We start from the raw sequence: 16,249 nt of genomic DNA, 5'->3' as shown, positions 1-16,249 counted from the left end.
GTTTAATCCTTTCTATATCTTGGGGCTTCAAAGCCTGCTGCTGCTAATGGCAAATCACTTGCCCAAACTGGATTGGCTGCAAGCAGGCTAGATAAATGTTCATGATTAAACTCAGGTAGATCGAGTGCTTCTGTGATCACTTCATCATGTACTGTTAATACAAGGTCATAACCTGAATTTTGAATGAGTGGCATGTTGTGGGCTAAGACATCACGAGCAACGGCTTGGGTAATGTTCTCGGCAAATTTTCCACCATAGGTATAAAGGCGTTCCCATTTACGGGTGTATTGGTTATTGCCCATATATGAGATTTTACCGTCCTCAACTTTCGCCCCCGGATAGCAAAGGAAACGACCAGAGGGGAGGCGAATTAAAAGCCAAGAGCCTTTTTTGATAAAATCAACTTTTCTGCATTTAAACGGTGTATTTGGACTTTGCAGGGCATTGGTTGCAGCCGTTTTTAACTCAGACCACCAAGCGAAGATATTAGGATGTGCATAGCGCCATGAGCGTTTAAATGAGTCGCACACAAGCCAAGTTTTCTTTTTCAGTCCAAAGGTGCTACGGCGTTCTTTTTTATGCCATTCCCATGCACGAATCGCTTCATTCATGATGCTTGGTTCAATGCTGTCGAAAGCTTGTTCCGCCATAGCATCAAGGTCTAAGCCATAGGCTGCAGCAAAGGTAAGGAATGCACCGACGCCACCTTCATAACCTAAAGCCAATTCTTGTACTTTGCCGACTTGACGTTGTTCTTTGTCTACTGCTTCAGGCGATACGCCAAAGGATTTTGCATACGATAATTTATACAGATCATGTCCAATGCCTGCATCGAAATCATAAAAGGCTTTGATTTTCCACGTTTCGCCTGCAAGCCATGCCAATGCTCGACCTTCGATATTGGAAAGATCGGCAACAACAAGCTTTTTACCTTTAGGCGCACAGATACAACCACGAATAGCAGAGGAGGTCAGCTCCATCACATTGTCATGAAATAAATCGGCACAGCCTGCTTTTAAAATGTCGATACCTTCATCAATCACAGCCTGTTTTAAGGCAGGTCGTGGTAGGTTTTGCGGTTGAAATAAGCGACCCGCCCAGCGTCCTGTGCGACTTGCACCATTGAATTGTAAGGTTCCTCGTAAACGACCATCGCTATTTGTACCTTTGGCAAGGGCATTATATTTTGCGGTACTGGTGGTAGAGGCTTGCAAACGAATTGCCAATAATTCACGCACGGCTAAGGGTAATGAATCATCATTTAAGCGACGCTCTAAAGTACTTTTTTGCATATCTGGAAGTGAAACGCCGTGCGCCTCGAGTATGTGTTTCAGCATGGCATCACGTTGGGTCGCGGCTTCAACTTCACCATCGGTTAATGCTTTGGTGCGTTTTGCCAAGACCTTTTGCGCTTTTTCTACCGCAGACATGGCACATTTAACAAGCTCGAGGTCGATACAAACGCCACGATCATTGATCTGTTGGTCTAAATGCCAGAGTGCTAATTCATTGCCTTGATAATTCCACTTCGGCATTTTTTTATAGAGTTCACGCATGGCTAAAATATCGTTTTTGGCATAGTCCACGAATCTTGACCATTCGACAGGATGCGTTTCGCACGTTGCACGACGTATTTTTTGATTGGTAGGGCGAGGCTTGCAAAATAAATGTATTAGTTGTTTACCTGCTTTGTCTTTTGCCTTGTCAGAATCAATCTTGAAAATGTCGCATAGCACATCAAGCCCACCTGGTAGCGAATGGCTTAAAGCTTGGACCATGGTGTCCTGCCAACGTTCGATTTTTAAATCAAGTTCAGGCATTGCATGGCGTAAAACAGTACGGTCAAAACCTGAATTATGCGCAATGAATGTTATATTCGGATTGGTCAAATATGTGCAAAGTTCTCCTGAAGGGTCGTTTTGCGTTAAATCTTCAACATGCACTTCGCCATCATTCAGAGCCCATGCAAAAATCATGACTTCTGCATTTTCTGCATAAGCGTGTGTGCCGTTTTTAATTGGCGTTTCGCAGTAGGTTTCGAGGTCGAGAAAGAGAAGGTTTGTCATTTTAATTTCCTTAGCAATTTTGCTTTGGTGAAATAAACGCAGAGGGTCAGCTATCCGTTTATTTCCCAAAACAAGTCGCACTGACGCAGCGACACTCGGTAAATACCTACGCGGAAATAGGGGAACGTATTATTCACTGCTATGGTTATTTCCAGTATCGACACTCATAGCTAGTCGAAATTGCCATGGACAAACTGGGCATGCTCACTCACCGTGATATTTTTAAGCACCTGCAAACATTGGGTCGTTTTCTAAATCGTCACCTGTTGCACCGATATCCAAGTCCTCAAATTCATCCTCAGATGCCACACCGCCACCTGCAAATGCTTCACCATCTTTTAAGAATTGAACGCCACGTAAAGAGGCATTGATACGTTTGCCATAGTTATTGTCTTGGCACCAAAGTTCGATTGAAGCGTTGACATAGCAACCGGCATAGGGTTTGCCATCTGCTTGAACAAGTGGAGTGCGGTCACGATCTACCACTGTGACACGGGTTTTATTGCGAGCAGAGATAAAGAAGTTTCCTGCATAGCCTTCGTAATCCGCTTTGGTATCACCATCGTGTAAAGCCGTACGGTCTTTGGCTTCGATTTCTTTTTTAACCTGTGGCCATTTAGCGCCCCATTTGTCTTTTCCAAGCTGCTCCATGGCTGCTTTGATCTTGCCGATCTGCGGATGGTTGGCAGGCAAAATAAAGGATGCAGAGAAAGCGGGTTCGCCTTCACCATTTACTGTTTTTGCTTCAAATAAAGCAGGGAAAGCAAGGCGTACGTTCGATAATGCAATTTTCATTGTGAATGCTCCTTAAGCATCAAGATTTATTGGTCTAGGTTTTCAAAATCATTTTGTGGGTTTAAATTCAACGCAGGGCGTTTGTCAGACTCGGGTACGACAGTTGGCTTACCATCTGCACGTGTAATCATGGCTTCAACTTTTGTCCATTGGCGAACGCCGATGACATTTTCTTTTTTAAGTTTTTCTGCTGTAGTTGGTGAAATGAGTCTCAAGTCATACATTTGATCGGTTTTAAGGCGCATGCTTTTTAACAGTTGTTCAGCTTCTTCAGGATTTGCCCAAGCACGATTGCCTTGTTTGCCTTGCACTACTTTAAAACCAGGGACGGATTCACCTGCATGTAACTTGTTATGCACAGCACCACTGACCGCTTTGATCCAATTTTCAATCAAAGGAATGGCACTAAATAATTTACTTAAACGGGTATTTTCAAGGCTTGATACTTCGCCTGTTGCAATATCAATTTGCGCATTGATCTCGATAGCGTCCAAGTCTTCAAATTCGCCTGCAACCGTTTCCAAAACATGTTGAGTCAAAGCAGGGCAAGTGGCTTTGGCTTTACACCATTGGCACTGTTTCTCACCGGGATTAAATGAGCTTTCAAAATCTGCAATCGATCCACCATCGCCACAGTCCAGTCCTTCTTCAAGACTACGGATAATATTGACTTGGTATTTTGCCTCTTGCGCAAAGGCATACAATTCTTCGACTGTCAGTACAGATTCAGAGGTATGACCTAAACGAGGTTGGTGAATGACTTGGCGGACTTGTTTAAAGTCGCCAAACATACCGAAGTTGTTTAATGCGCCAAGCGCATACAGTTTCAGTTGTTCATTGTCATCAGCATTGACCTTGACACCACGTCCGTATTTAAGGTCGTGGATCTGAATTTCATTTGCAGTTAAAACAACTGCATCACTGGTACCAAATGAGTTTTCAACGCCAATAAAATCTGAAAAATCGACACGTTGTTCTACCAGAAGTTCATTGCCATCGGCTTGGGAACGTACTGCATCTAGGTACTTTTGCACGTTCTCAGACATTTCTAAGTCAACTGTGAAACGGCTTTGATTATCATCAAAAGCAGTATCTAACCAGTAGGCATTGCCTTTTTTAATACCTATAAAACAGTTCAAAAAGTCAGTTGCATTTTTTACTTGCTCTAAACATTCAGATGCCAAGAAATGCGCTGCTGTGCCTTCATCTGCATGTTCTGAGCGAGTGTCAGCAATATCTTTTTCTAAGATGAGGCTGCCTGCACATTGCATCCAACGATGTGCAGATGATGGACTTAATTTTGCGTGTGAAGTCATGTTGATTTCCTTATGCAAAATAGGTGCTAATGGTTAAATAGCCTATGCAAATCGCAGCCATTAAAAATAGGAGGGCAAATGCAAAGGTTTCATGTTTAGTTAAAAGGCGGTTGGATTTTGGTGCTTGCGCAAAGTCGTTAGACTTCATGCGCTTGGCACAGATTTGGTCTAATTTGGAGTTACGCATTTTAGTAACCCTCAGCAAGTTGCATGACCACAGCGTATTTGTCAGCGTGGATGGCAGGGACGTTTTCAGCACCGACTTGGTCCAAGATGCCTTTCAATTTGTCACGGTTGACTTTGGCAACGCGCATCAAAGCAGCTTTTACATCGTCGAAAGTGAATTGCGGTGCTTCTTCTGCAGCAACTTCGTTGGTTTCAATGGCTACAGCTTCAACAGTTTTTTGTTCTGCAACTGGCGCTGTGCTTTGGGTTTCTGTTTTTGGTTCTTCGATGTTTTTATTGGATTGCACAGCATTATTGTCGGCATATCGCATTTCAAGTTCTGCTTGTGCTTTGCTATCGAAAACATATGCTTCGATGGCTTTAGCTGTATCCACAATATCAGTGGCAGTTTTTAAGCCTGCACCAATAAGTTGAGAACATAGTGAATGGCGAATTTCTTGAACAGAGGGTACGTAGTGATTATTAGCAATAGGTGTGTTCATTTGTTTATTCTCACTTTAAAAATTAAACAGATTGTTTATGTTTTAAAGTTAAACATAGAGTTTTATTTTTATCAAGATAAAATTAAACAATTTGTTTAATATATTTATATGTGTTTAATTTTTAAAAATTTAAAGTTTTTATTAGTTATAAAAAAGCCGCTAATGAAAGCGGCTATTATTTTTTACTTACTTACTTACGCCTTAATTTTTTATGATGTTCAAGGACAGTACCAATAATCCTTAGATTTTGAACATTTGAACGAAGTATAGGGTAGTCAGGATTTATAGGTTCTAAATCAAATATTTCAGTTCCAGTTTCGGTATATCCACGAGGTTTATACTTTTTAAAAGTCGCTTCGTGCCCTTCATTTTGGGCTACAACGCAATCACCAGGATAAGGTAATATTTTCTTATCAACAATAATTGCATCACCTGGATTAAATTCTGGAGCCATAGAATACCCTTTGACAATTAGAGCAAAACTTTCATCACTCAAATCTTCATTAAACGAAACTATGTATTCAGTAGTTGAATCTAGTTCAAATACAGTACTGCAGGATCCTGCTTCTACATAGCTAATGATAGGAATTTTTCTTCCTTCTCCCTGAAATGCTAGGCGTGCATTGTTATCCATTTGTTTTTTTTCAAAAGATTCATTATTTGATTCAGAGGATTCTGTATTGTTAATTTTGGCAGAGCTACCTTCACCATTTAATAACCATCCAACGTTCGTATCTAAGTATTCTGCAATCTTTTGAAGGGTATCTGTTGCGATAATATCTTTTTTCCAACGAGTAGATGCTTGCGCTGAAAAACCTAAATCAGTAGCCATTCGTGACCATGACATCTTTTTTCCATCCTTTATTTTAATTTTACGGATTTTTTCTTCAATACGATCAGCAATAGTCATTTTTCACTACCTACAAATTAAGGTGAGGTACCTTTGTCTTTTTTAAGGCTAATTAAACATAATATTTAAATTTTAAACTAAATGTTTATTAAAATAAATCAACTGAATGTAGAAATTTAATTATGACTTATGGTTTAATAAAGAAACATAATGTTTAATTTTTTAAAAATGGAATAGCTATGTTCTTAGATGAAACACCTCTAGCTAGAGTGGTTAGAGCCATAGATGGGAAACAAACGGGCGCAGGTGAAGCGTGTGGTGTTTCTACAACGATTATTGGTCGTTGGATTAAACAACAGCATTTACCTAGAACAGAGTACACAGGCGAAACCAACTATGCGGAAGCGCTGGCGAATGCAACGAATGGTCGTTTTACAAAAGAATGGATTTTAGAAGAGGCACATCCTTTAAAGGTAAAAGGCCCTAAGGAGGGTTGATCCATGAATTACTTCAAAGAATTCGGTAAAACCTTACTCGCCAATCACTATATGCTGATCCCCATAAGACAGGGTATGAAACGCCCTGTGATGGATGAATGGCAAAATTTTAGAATGAATGCCAGTGATCTACCACGATACCAAAATCAAGGAATCGGTGTACTGACTGGGCAAGGACCTTTTCCGATTTGTGCCATTGATATTGATGTATTAGATATTGATCTTGCAGAAAAATATGCCAATTGGTGCCGTGACAATCTTGGGGTTTGCTGCGAACGGATCGGACGTGCCCCAAAAATCCTACTGGTTTATCGAGCGGAAGATGCAGACTGGGGCAAATCCATGTCGGCATGGTTTGCAGATGCTGCAGATGCGCATAAACCTTTTAAGGAAATTACTAAACATCGGGTTGAGGTTTTGGGGCGTGGTCAGCAATTTGTTGCTTATCATACCCATCCCGACACCAATAAACCCTATGAATGGGTAGATTTCTTTGGTGGGCTTGTTGAATTCTCAGCAAACTCATTGACGGTACTGACCAAAGAACAGATTGAACTTGCGATAAAAACCTTTGAAGAAATGGCTTTAACGCATGGTTTTGTTCGTGTCAAAAATAGTCAAGCACGTATCGGGGCAAAGACATCGAGTGAGCTGACCGATGATGAGGATTTTTTAAATCAAATCACCGCAACCATTGGATGGGATTTGGATGACGCAAAAAAATATTTAGATTATATCGACAATGAAGATTACGACACTTGGTTACGTGTGGGCATGTCTTTGCATCATGAATTTAGTGCTAGCGATGATGCTCTGCAACTTTGGAATGATTGGAGCTCAACAGCAAGTAACTATTCTACGTTTGAAGACCATGAATACCGATGGGGCACCTTCGAACAGACAGGCGAAAGCATTGTCACAGCGCACTGGTTACTCAAAGTTGGGCGTGAATCGAAACAAGAAAAAATACGTTTAGAAAAACGCAAAGTCCTTGCAGGCGTGAAAGAGAAAATCGCCGACTGCAAGGACGCGCAGGAACTGATTCAAGTTGTGGCCAAAGAAGCAGGCAAAATTGCAGGTACAGATTTGGCCCTTCGTACCGAACTTGCAGGACTTCTTCGACAACAATATAAACAGATCACTAAATTTACCATTGCTCACCGTGAAGTCAATATCGCCATGGGCGGTAAGAAAGTGCAGATTGCATTAGACGATGCACAAAAACGCCCGATGACTGAATTCGGTAATGCCTCAAGAATGCTGGATGCTTACGGCAGTGAAATTATGTTCGTGGCTGAAACAGGTAATTGGTACCGATGGAACTCCGTCTATTGGGAACCTTGCGTGAATATGGTCATTGAGCAATACGCTAAGCAAACTGTATTGGCAATGGGCGATGAAGCCAAGAAAATCGATGATGATGCCCAACGTGCAGAGTTTTACCAATTCTGTGCAGCAAGTCAAAAGGCGTTTATGGTCAAAAACATGGTGTCGCTTGCTCAGTCCGACCCTCGTGTATTAGTTCCTATCAAAGAGTTAGACAGTGATCTATTTTTATTGGGCTGTGCCAATGGCGCAGTGGATCTGCGTACAGGCGATTTAATCAAACCTTCACAAGAATTATTAATTACCAATAGCACAGGTGTCAATTATAACCCCAGAGCCAAATGTCCTTTATTTGAAAAAACGGTGCTTGATGCTTTCTTTGGCAATCAAGAGATGTCTAATTTTTTCCGTCGATTAATGGGGTATGCCATTTTAGGAAATCCCAAAGAAAATCTCATGGTCATTCCGTTTGGGGATGGTTCTAACGGTAAATCGACTGTCCTTACAACCATTTTCAAAGCCTTAGGCGACTACGCCAAGATGACACCTGCAGAAACCTTTTTAGGTGAGGGTAAAAGTAGCGCAGGTGGCGCACGTGAAGATTTACTGCGTTTGCGTGGTGCACGTTTTGTCTATGTTGGTGAGCCTGAAGAAAACAAAGAGCTTAAAGAAGGCTTGGTCAAATCCATGACAGGTGGTGAGTCCATTATTGCACGTGGGTTGTATTCCAAGGTTTCGGTGGAGTTTAAACCGACATGGACAGTGGTGATGCCTACCAATCACAAGCCCATTATTAAAGGCGGTGATCATGGGATTTGGCGACGTTTGATGCTTGTACCTTTTACTCGAAATTATGACAAAGATTTGACTGTCAAAAAGGACACAAGCCGATCAGAAAAATTGGCAGATGAAATAGAAGGCGTTTTAGCGTGGTTGGTGCAAGGTGCATTGGAGTATCAGCAAGATGGGTTGAATGAGCCTGCGATCACCAAAGCAGCACGTGAAGAATATAAAGAGGATATGGACTTACTTGGTGACTGGATCCGTGAATGTTGTGAGGAAGGTGACTTCAGGGAAACATCACAAAATTTATGGATCAGTTGGCAAGCATATGCAGAAGCAAGGCGTGAACTTAGGTATATCCCTTCTGCAAAAGCACTTAGCCGAAGATTAAATGGAAAATTTTCAAGTATACGTTCTAACGGTATCAAACATTTTACAGGTGTCCGTGTGCGTGAATCCGCAGAGTTTACGGATTTAGATGTAAATAAAAAATAGTTTTTAGGTTTAAGCATGTTGATTTTTGCGTATAGGTAATTTTTTACGTGCTTAAAGAGATTGAAAAAGTAAATGCAGTGTTATAAGTGCTGAAAAATGCAATTTTTTCTTAACTTTCTATTTATATATATAGGACTTTATAGAAAAAAGACAATTTATAGCACTTCTAGCACTGAGTAGACAAAAACGAAGAAATTTAACCCTTTGGCAGGTTGAGAAAAGTTGAGGTGACTATGGAAGCGGTACAAACGAGAAAGAATTTTCAGATTGCGATTGATTGGAAGCAAAAAACCTTAGAGCAATGGCTTGAACAATATGGCTCTTGGCTTTTACTTGATTGTCATTATGAAGACTTAGGCGCTCATTGCAGTTTGGGAAAGATTCTGGATATGGTGCAAGGAGTTAAAATAGACAGACGTAGACGAGCATTGCCACGTTGTAATATCAATGAACAGCATGCAATGGCAATTGAAGATATGTTGAGTCATTTGCTCAACACAGAAAGCGCAAAGGTGAAACAATGGCTTAAAATCGTCATTAAATACTATGTCGATGGGTATAGCGAAGAGGACATAGCGGAACGTTTTGAGATGAGTATGTATGCGGTTAAAAGGGATAAATTACTGGGCACAGTGCGGATTGCAACTCGGTTTAAAATGCGCAGTTTGCTCACTGAATAAACGATTTGACTTGTCGACAGCATTATGCCATATTTGGTGTATCGTAGACGAAGTCTATGAAAAACACTGAAATGAAGCCCGAATTAATCGGGCTTTTTTATAAGACTTGAGAATGAAGAAATTCTTAAAACGCAATTTCCCTTTTATTGTATTACTCATAATTGTTATCGTTGGTTTTGCTTATCCCTTTATCTCAGGAAAATGGATTGCATCGCCAGTGCTCAGGGAGATTGATGCTAAGTGTTATGGCATTTTAATACCAGAAGAGATCAAGTTTAATCAGGCTGAGCAATTTTGTTCGTGCATTCGAATGTCTGCAATGGAAAATAACGAAGAAAAATCTAAATACTGTGCGAACTTAGTTAAAAGAAAATTTTAGTTAATTAAATTACATATTTTACGACATCCTTAAATGGATGTTTTTTTGTGCCATTAAATTTTTAATGGTTAAGTCAATTGAAAGCCACCTCACAAGGGTGGCTTTTTTTATGTCAGGAGAAAACTTATGACAACCGCAGAACGTGAAGCATACGTAAGTATTATCAAAGCCTTATATGGTAATTCAATTTATGTAGATGAAAGCATGATTACCCAAGAAGTAGTTGATATCTTGGAAACAATTACTTATGAAATTCGTAATTGTACGGTAGGTTTGGGTATTTTTACTACAATTGTTAATGCCTTGGCAGATGCTATTCAAAGTTTAATTGGATCTGATGTGGGTAACCCATTCAAATTTGCTGAAGACTCTTTAAAAGATAAAAGTAAGCAATGGTTACAAAAGAAGACGGCACAATTCGGTGCAGAATTCCTTAAAAGCTTTTTTAAGAGTTGGTATAACATTTTAATGGGAAATACTCAGTCAAAAGCTTGTGTCAATAGTGCAGCTTTGAATTGGAAATCAGCTTTAGCTATGGCATTACTTGGTATTTAACTTGAGATATTAAAATTGTTTTAAATATCTAAGATCCAGACAAACCTTGTTTTAATATCAGGGTTTGTCTTATAGGTATAATGTGAGTTAGGGGGGATTGATTATAATGAAATATATTTTTTTATTCCTATTTTTAATAGCGTCAATACTCGCGATTACATATGAACCTGAAGTTTCTTCAAAGCCAAAGATTGCAGAAAATACAAAGAATAATGAATACCGTAGATTATGGACAGAAATCACTGAATGTCGTGGTATAGATCCCCCTGAGGGACTGGATAAGAAAAAGTATTATGCTTACTGTAAATGCGTTATAAATCCTGTTGATTCACGTAGTAGAGAAGAAAAAAAGGCATCTTGTCTTGAAGAAATGAAAAACCCGAATTAATCGGGCTTTTTTATGTTTTCAGCGTACATTTTTAAAGCTTCAGTGACAATTTGAGCTTGGGACTTGCCAGTATCTTCAGCAAGAGCTTTAACAAGCTCAACGGTGCTTTCGTGAAGCTTGAACGCTTTGTTTACAATGCCACGTTTAGCATTGCTTTCTTCATTGATCTGTCGTATTGATTTAGCCATGGTTTTGTCCTATAGTAAATTTAATCGGAGGAGAGGTTAGGCAGTTGGAGCTACCTAACCCTTGTTATCTTAGTAAACTGATCGAGAGATCAGAACCAAGAGAACAATAACGATGATCAGTAGAATGGTTTTCATCGTATCTCTCCGAGCATTTGTAACATTGACCTGTTACTGTCATCATTGCTGAATTGCTTTGATAGAAAATATTATAGGGTATCCTATATAATTAAGCAAGATTTTTGTTTAAAAAAGCTCACATTTTTGTGGGCTTTTTTATTGTCTGAAATTTGGGTTTTGCAGGAGGAAATATGTCAAAGCTCACTGCAAAACAGCAATGTTTTATTGAAGAATATTTGATTGACCTAAACGCAACGCAAGCTGCCATTCGTGCAGGATACTCCGCAAAAACTGCGTATTCCAAAGGTCAGTTACTGACCAAAATGCTAAGTACTCAGATTACAGAAGCACAGGGCAATCGCTCTAAGCGTACCCAAATTACCCAAGACATGGTGCTGAATGAACTGGCAAAGATCGGGTTTAGCAACATGCTGGATTATGTGTCTGTGACCAATGGCGGTGATCTTGTACCAGACTTTTCAGCGATTACCCGTGATCAAGCCGCAGCCATAGGTGAAGTGACCATTGAAGAATACACCGAAGGTCGGGGTGATGATGCACAAAACGTGAAGCGCACTAAATTTAAACTAAGCGATAAGCGTGCTGCATTGGTGGATATGGGCAGGCACTTGGGTATGTTCAAAGACAAAGTGGAAATTACTGGGGCAGATGGTCAGCCTGTGGATATGAGTTTAAGGGTGGTATTTGAACATGAGGGAGAAAAGAGTACCGTCTAAGTTTAAACCGCTTTATACCCATTTAAATAATTTCAAATTGTTCTATGTCTATCACGGTGGGCGTGGTGGCGGAAAGTCTTGGGAAATTGCCGATTATTTATTGATTGAAGGTGCGCAAAAAAAGCATCGTATTTTATGTTGTCGTGAGATTCAGAAGTCAATTAAGCAATCAGTGCATAAATTACTTTCAGATCGTATTGTGGCATTGGGTTTGGGCTATTTTTATCAAGTTTTAGACACTGAAATCCGAGGTATGAATGGAACTGAATTTTCATTTTCAGGTTTACAAAATCATACAGTAGATTCGATTAAGTCTTTTGAAGGGGCAACGATTACGTGGATTGAGGAAGCGCAAACCGTGAGCGCTTATTCTTTACAGATTTTGATCCCGACTGTCGTGCGGACAGCACATCCACAGATCATCATGTCCATGAATCCAAAACTGCCAAGTGATGCAGTCTATGCGGATTATGTACTACCTGAACGCAAAGACACAGTGGTGGTACAGATTAATTATGATGAAAATAAAAATTGCCCTGCGGAGTTAATTGCTTTGGCTGAACAGATGAAAGCCGAAGATTATGACCAATATGAGCATATTTATTTGGGTAGACCCAAAGAGATTGCAGACGGTGCGATTTATAAATCTGAATTTGAGCAGATTAAGCGTGAAAATCGAATCTGCAAAGTACCGCATGACCCAAACTTACCTGTTTATACCTCGTGGGATTTGGGTATTTTAGACCCAACTGCGATTTGGTTTTTCCAAGTGTATGGCAAAGAGATTCGGGTGATTGATTATTATGAAGCCAACAATGAACCACTTGCACATTATGCACATCTGCTAGACCAGAAAAAGCAGCAATTTGGTTATCAATATGCCAAGCATTTTGCACCACATGATATTGCTGCACGAGATTTAAGTTCAGGGGTCAGCCGTGAGCAAACCATGGCAGATTTAGGTTATCGCATGAGCAAAGGTGCAAGGCTTGGAGTTGAGGATCGGATTGAAGCCACACGCCAGTTTTTAAAACATTGTTGGTTTGATGCAGAACGTTGTAAGCAGGGTATTCGTGCATTGCAGAATTATCGGCGTGAGTTTAATGACAAATTGGATGAGTTTAAGCCAACCCCTGTACATGATTGGGCTTCGCATGCTGCGGATGGTTTTGGTGAGGGCGCTTTAAATATCAATAAAATGTCTGTCGCTCAACCATCTTCACCGCCACCACCGACACGTCAATCTTCTTGGATGGGATAAAATGAAATCTGATATAGAATTTCTGAGCGAAATGATTGACCGTACTTTTCCAAAAAGCGAAAAGCGAGAAGATCATCAGCGAGATAATGAAAAAATTAATCAAAGTATTTTGGCGGATGCCAAGAAATTCCGAGATGAAGCACAAGCACATTGGCAACGGATTTATGATGAAGGACTAGATGATAAGCGTTTTGTGTCATTGAAGGGCGCACAGTGGGATAAAGCGGCGTTGGCTAAGCGTGAATCTGAAGGCAAACCCACTTTGGAAATTAATTTGGTGCGGGCTTATGTACAGCAGCAAATCAATACCATGCGGCAGAACCGTCCTCAAGCCAAAGTTGTGCCTGTAGACAGTGGTGCTGATCCTGAAGTCGCCAAGATTTTAGAGGGCTTGATCAAGGATGTAGAGGAATCATCGAATTTTGAAGATGCGTTGGATACTGCGGCTGCCAACCAAGTGCATAGTGCCGTTGGGTTTTATCGTATTGTCACTGATTTTGTAAATGAAAAGTCTTTTAATCAAGAGCCACGTTTTAAAACCATTGAAAATCCTCAAGCGGTGCTGATTGATCCTTTGTCTAAGGCTTTGGATGGGTCAGATATGGGCAAAGCCTTGGTCTGTGAATGGGTGGATCAAGCACAGATCGAACAGCAATATGGTCAGGATGCAGTCAGCAACTTTGAGATGGACGGTGCAAGTCATTGGCAAAATACCACCGATAAAACCGTTTGTGTGGCAGAGTATTTTTATAAGGAACAAGTTTCCGATACTTTGTGTCAGTTGCTGGATGGTTCAGTCGATTTTAAATCGGTATTGCTTGAGCAATGGGCAGAAGATGAATTGAAACAAGTCATTGCCAATCAGCGTGATACTTTTCGTACTGAAATTCGTTGGGCAAAACTGACAGGTTGTAAGGTGCTTGAAACAGGTATTTTCCCTGGTCAATTTATTCCGATTTTCCCAGTCTATGGTGAAGTGACTTGGCTTGAAAATGAGCGGCATATTTTTTCGTTGGTGCATTTTGCTAAAGATGCACAGCGCTTGTTTAATTATTGGAAGTCGACTGAAGCGCATATTTTACAGAAAAACCAAGATGAAATGACCATTGTCGATGATCGTGGTATTGCAGGTTTTGAGGAATGGAAAAATCCGTCTAAGGCGCAATATTTACGTTTTAAAGCCACTGATGATATGGGTAATAATATTCCCTATCCCACTAAACTGGGTGCAGCGACACCGCCAGTCGGTATTTTAAATGCCAGTGAATCGGCAAAGATGTTGATTCCAGATATTTTAAATATGCATGCGCCACAGATGGGACAAGAGGTGAATCAGCAATCGGGGCGTGCCATTGGTTTATTGCAACGTCAGTCGGATACTGCACAGTTTCATTTTCAGGACAATTTAAATAAGACCATTCGACATTCAGCCCGTGTTTTGATTGGGTTATTTCCGATTTTATATGATACGGAAATGGTGCGTCGTATCGTGGGTGCAGATGGGGACAGCGAGTTGGTGCGTTTGAATGCTGATCCGCAAAATACCGATGAAACGGGCAAGGTGATTAATGGCATTTTAAATGATATGTCTGTGGGACGTTTTGATGTGCGTATGGATACAGGCCCATCGTTTAATACCCAACGTGAGCAGTCTTTTGCGTTGATGATGCAATTGGTACAAAGTAATCCTGCATTGTTTAATTTGGTCGCTGATTTGATCGTGATCAATTCGCCTTTGTTAAATGCTAAGGAAATTGCGGAACGGGTGAAAATGCTGGTGCCACCGCAGGCATTGGGCAAAGACAAGATCGACCCTGAACAAGCCAAAGCGCAGATTCAGCAGCTAGACCAACTGGTGCAAAAGATGACGCATGATTTGGAAATGCTGCAAAAAGAGCTTCAAGATAAAAATGCAGATCGCAACATTGAAATGATGAAAGCGCAGTTACAGGCTGAAAAGGATATTCAAGTGGCGCAGATCAATGCAGCCAGTCGTGCCGATGTACAAGAGTTACGTGGTACGGTGGAGTTGCTGAAGCAGCGTATTGACATTGCCAATGCACCGCCGAGTTGGTTACAACAAGGTGAGGGCGTAGATCAGTATGCACCAAGCGCTGATACATCCAATCAAGATCAACCAATTTCGCAGTCAGAAGGTTTTGATCCACCGCCTGACCTGCCGCAATCAGACTTTCAAGACCCTGCCACTGAGCAGGGTTTTTTATTGTCTGATGCAATGGATCAACCAAATTTCGCTCCTGAACCTAGCCAAGTCGGGGATAGCGCAATGGCTACAGGTGACTTAATGCCACCTATGGAGAAGCAAGATGACAGTGGAAACTTCTGATACTCAAGGCAACGTTGAAACCACCGCAACGCAAAATACAGGTGTAGCAAGCCCAGAGATTCAAGAATGGCAAGCTGAACCGAATGAAACTGAACAGGTCGAACAGACAGAACAAGTCGAAATGCCTGATTCGAAAGTAGAGCCTGAAAAGCCAAAGCGTAGTCGAGCGCAAGAACGGATTGAGCATTTGGCACGTGAAAATGCCGAGTTGAAACGTAAGCAAGCAGACTATGAAGCAGCACAGCAAAAGCAGGATATTCAGCGTCCAAGCATTGAAGCCTTTGAAAGCTATGCAGCTTATGAGGATGCTTTAGAGGAATACCACATTGCCAAAGCTGAAGAGCGTGTTTTAGCAAAATTAAATCAACGCGATTCAGAGCAGTCTGAAGTTGAGAAGCGCAATGCGATGCAGTCTGCCATCGATCAGTTTGCGGATCAGCATCAAGATTTTGATGAGGTGGTACAAGCGGGTTTAAAACGTCCATTGCCGATGTCCATTACTTTAGATGAGTTGGCGGATGAGTTTGGCTATGACCAACAAACCCAAGTCCGTTTGCTCTATGAAATAGCCAAAGATCAGGCATTTCATGAAAGCGTTTCACATGCTTCTAAGTTAAAAGCAGCACGTTTGCTCAGTGAGCGGGTTGATACTTGGGCTAAACCTGTAACGCCACTTGTCAGTAAAGCACCTCCTCCGATTAAACCCGTACAAGCCAATGCACCAGTCATTCGTGATGCCGCAAAAATGAGCGATGACGAATGGTACAAGGCGGAAATCAATAAACGAAAAGGTAAATAATT

17 protein-coding genes are annotated in these 16,249 nt (G+C 41.0%); 10 read left to right on the top strand and 7 right to left on the bottom strand.

Features of this window, described 5'->3' with window-relative positions:
• Nucleotides 1-2 precede the first annotated feature (2 nt).
• From HUS24_RS05485 to HUS24_RS05460, 6 genes are all read right to left on the bottom strand, one after another.
• Nucleotides 3-2,066: a DNA polymerase gene (locus tag HUS24_RS05485; protein WP_173911072.1), complete on the bottom strand. Its 2,064-nt coding sequence runs from the start codon at nt 2,064-2,066 to the stop codon at nt 3-5.
• A gap of 222 nt (nt 2,067-2,288) precedes the next feature.
• Nucleotides 2,289-2,861, bottom strand: coding sequence for a DUF2815 family protein (locus HUS24_RS05480; RefSeq protein ID WP_173911071.1), 573 nt, complete (start codon nt 2,859-2,861; stop codon nt 2,289-2,291).
• 26 nt (nt 2,862-2,887) lie between these two features.
• The gene (locus HUS24_RS05475; RefSeq protein ID WP_173911070.1) at nt 2,888-4,177 is read right to left on the bottom strand and encodes a DUF2800 domain-containing protein; all 1,290 of its coding nucleotides are present in this window, start codon (nt 4,175-4,177) and stop codon (nt 2,888-2,890) included.
• Between the two features lie 10 nt (nt 4,178-4,187).
• Nucleotides 4,188-4,364, bottom strand: coding sequence for a hypothetical protein (locus HUS24_RS05470; protein ID WP_173911069.1), 177 nt, complete (start codon nt 4,362-4,364; stop codon nt 4,188-4,190).
• Nucleotide 4,365: 1 nt separating this feature from the next.
• A complete protein-coding gene (locus HUS24_RS05465; protein WP_173911068.1) occupies nt 4,366-4,845 on the bottom strand; it encodes a hypothetical protein in 480 nt (159 codons plus the stop codon).
• Between the two features lie 190 nt (nt 4,846-5,035).
• Nucleotides 5,036-5,755 carry a LexA family transcriptional regulator gene (locus tag HUS24_RS05460; protein ID WP_173911067.1) on the bottom strand — a complete coding sequence of 240 codons (720 nt, stop codon included), beginning with the start codon at nt 5,753-5,755 and terminating at the stop codon, nt 5,036-5,038.
• Between the two features lie 209 nt (nt 5,756-5,964).
• Here HUS24_RS05460 and HUS24_RS05455 point away from each other — a divergent pair, with 209 nt between their 5' ends.
• The 6 genes from HUS24_RS05455 to HUS24_RS05430 all read left to right on the top strand — a co-directional run bounded on the left by HUS24_RS05455 (nt 5,965) and on the right by HUS24_RS05430 (nt 10,798).
• Nucleotides 5,965-6,192 (top strand): hypothetical protein, encoded by a 228-nt coding sequence (locus HUS24_RS05455; RefSeq protein WP_173911066.1) that lies wholly within the window; start codon nt 5,965-5,967, stop codon nt 6,190-6,192.
• A 3-nt stretch (nt 6,193-6,195) separates the two neighbouring features.
• Nucleotides 6,196-8,796, top strand: a complete 2,601-nt coding sequence (locus HUS24_RS05450; RefSeq protein WP_173911065.1) for a phage/plasmid primase, P4 family — start codon at nt 6,196-6,198, stop codon at nt 8,794-8,796.
• A gap of 233 nt (nt 8,797-9,029) precedes the next feature.
• Entirely contained in the window at nt 9,030-9,476 is a 447-nt protein-coding gene (locus tag HUS24_RS05445; protein WP_173911064.1) for an antiterminator Q family protein, read from the top strand.
• Between the two features lie 112 nt (nt 9,477-9,588).
• Nucleotides 9,589-9,855, top strand: coding sequence for a hypothetical protein (locus tag HUS24_RS05440; protein ID WP_173911063.1), 267 nt, complete (start codon nt 9,589-9,591; stop codon nt 9,853-9,855).
• Nucleotides 9,856-9,981: 126 nt separating this feature from the next.
• Nucleotides 9,982-10,410, top strand: coding sequence for a hypothetical protein (locus tag HUS24_RS05435; RefSeq protein ID WP_173911062.1), 429 nt, complete (start codon nt 9,982-9,984; stop codon nt 10,408-10,410).
• Nucleotides 10,411-10,516: 106 nt separating this feature from the next.
• A complete protein-coding gene (locus HUS24_RS05430) occupies nt 10,517-10,798 on the top strand; it encodes a hypothetical protein (protein WP_173911061.1) in 282 nt (93 codons plus the stop codon).
• Here the strand turns inward: HUS24_RS05430 and HUS24_RS05425 are convergent.
• Nucleotides 10,795-10,986, bottom strand: coding sequence for a ribbon-helix-helix protein, CopG family (locus tag HUS24_RS05425; protein ID WP_173911060.1), 192 nt, complete (start codon nt 10,984-10,986; stop codon nt 10,795-10,797). The two genes, HUS24_RS05430 and HUS24_RS05425, sit on opposite strands and share 4 nt — an antisense overlap.
• Nucleotides 10,987-11,294: 308 nt before the next feature.
• Between HUS24_RS05425 and HUS24_RS05420 the strand changes: the two genes are divergently transcribed.
• From HUS24_RS05420 to HUS24_RS05405, 4 genes are read left to right on the top strand one after another with little or no spacing between them, the layout of a single operon-like run.
• On the top strand, nt 11,295-11,840 hold the full coding sequence (locus tag HUS24_RS05420) for a terminase small subunit (RefSeq protein WP_173911059.1): 546 nt from the start codon (nt 11,295-11,297) through the stop codon (nt 11,838-11,840).
• Nucleotides 11,815-13,101 carry a PBSX family phage terminase large subunit gene (locus HUS24_RS05415; RefSeq protein WP_173911058.1) on the top strand — a complete coding sequence of 429 codons (1,287 nt, stop codon included), beginning with the start codon at nt 11,815-11,817 and terminating at the stop codon, nt 13,099-13,101. The genes HUS24_RS05420 and HUS24_RS05415 overlap by 26 nt, the downstream gene beginning before the upstream one ends.
• A gap of 1 nt (nt 13,102) precedes the next feature.
• A complete protein-coding gene (locus HUS24_RS05410) occupies nt 13,103-15,448 on the top strand; it encodes a portal protein (protein WP_254433805.1) in 2,346 nt (781 codons plus the stop codon).
• A complete protein-coding gene (locus HUS24_RS05405; protein WP_173911057.1) occupies nt 15,429-16,247 on the top strand; it encodes a hypothetical protein in 819 nt (272 codons plus the stop codon). Before HUS24_RS05410 ends, HUS24_RS05405 begins: the two co-directional genes overlap by 20 nt.
• Nucleotides 16,248-16,249: the final 2 nt, after the last annotated feature.

Origin of the sequence: Acinetobacter sp. Marseille-Q1618 (genome assembly GCF_902809855.1) — a bacterium.
In the GTDB taxonomy this organism is placed as follows: Bacteria; Pseudomonadota; Gammaproteobacteria; order Pseudomonadales; family Moraxellaceae; genus Acinetobacter.
Note: the sequence above shows the minus strand (reverse complement) of the source record. Positions and strands in the feature narration are given on the sequence as shown.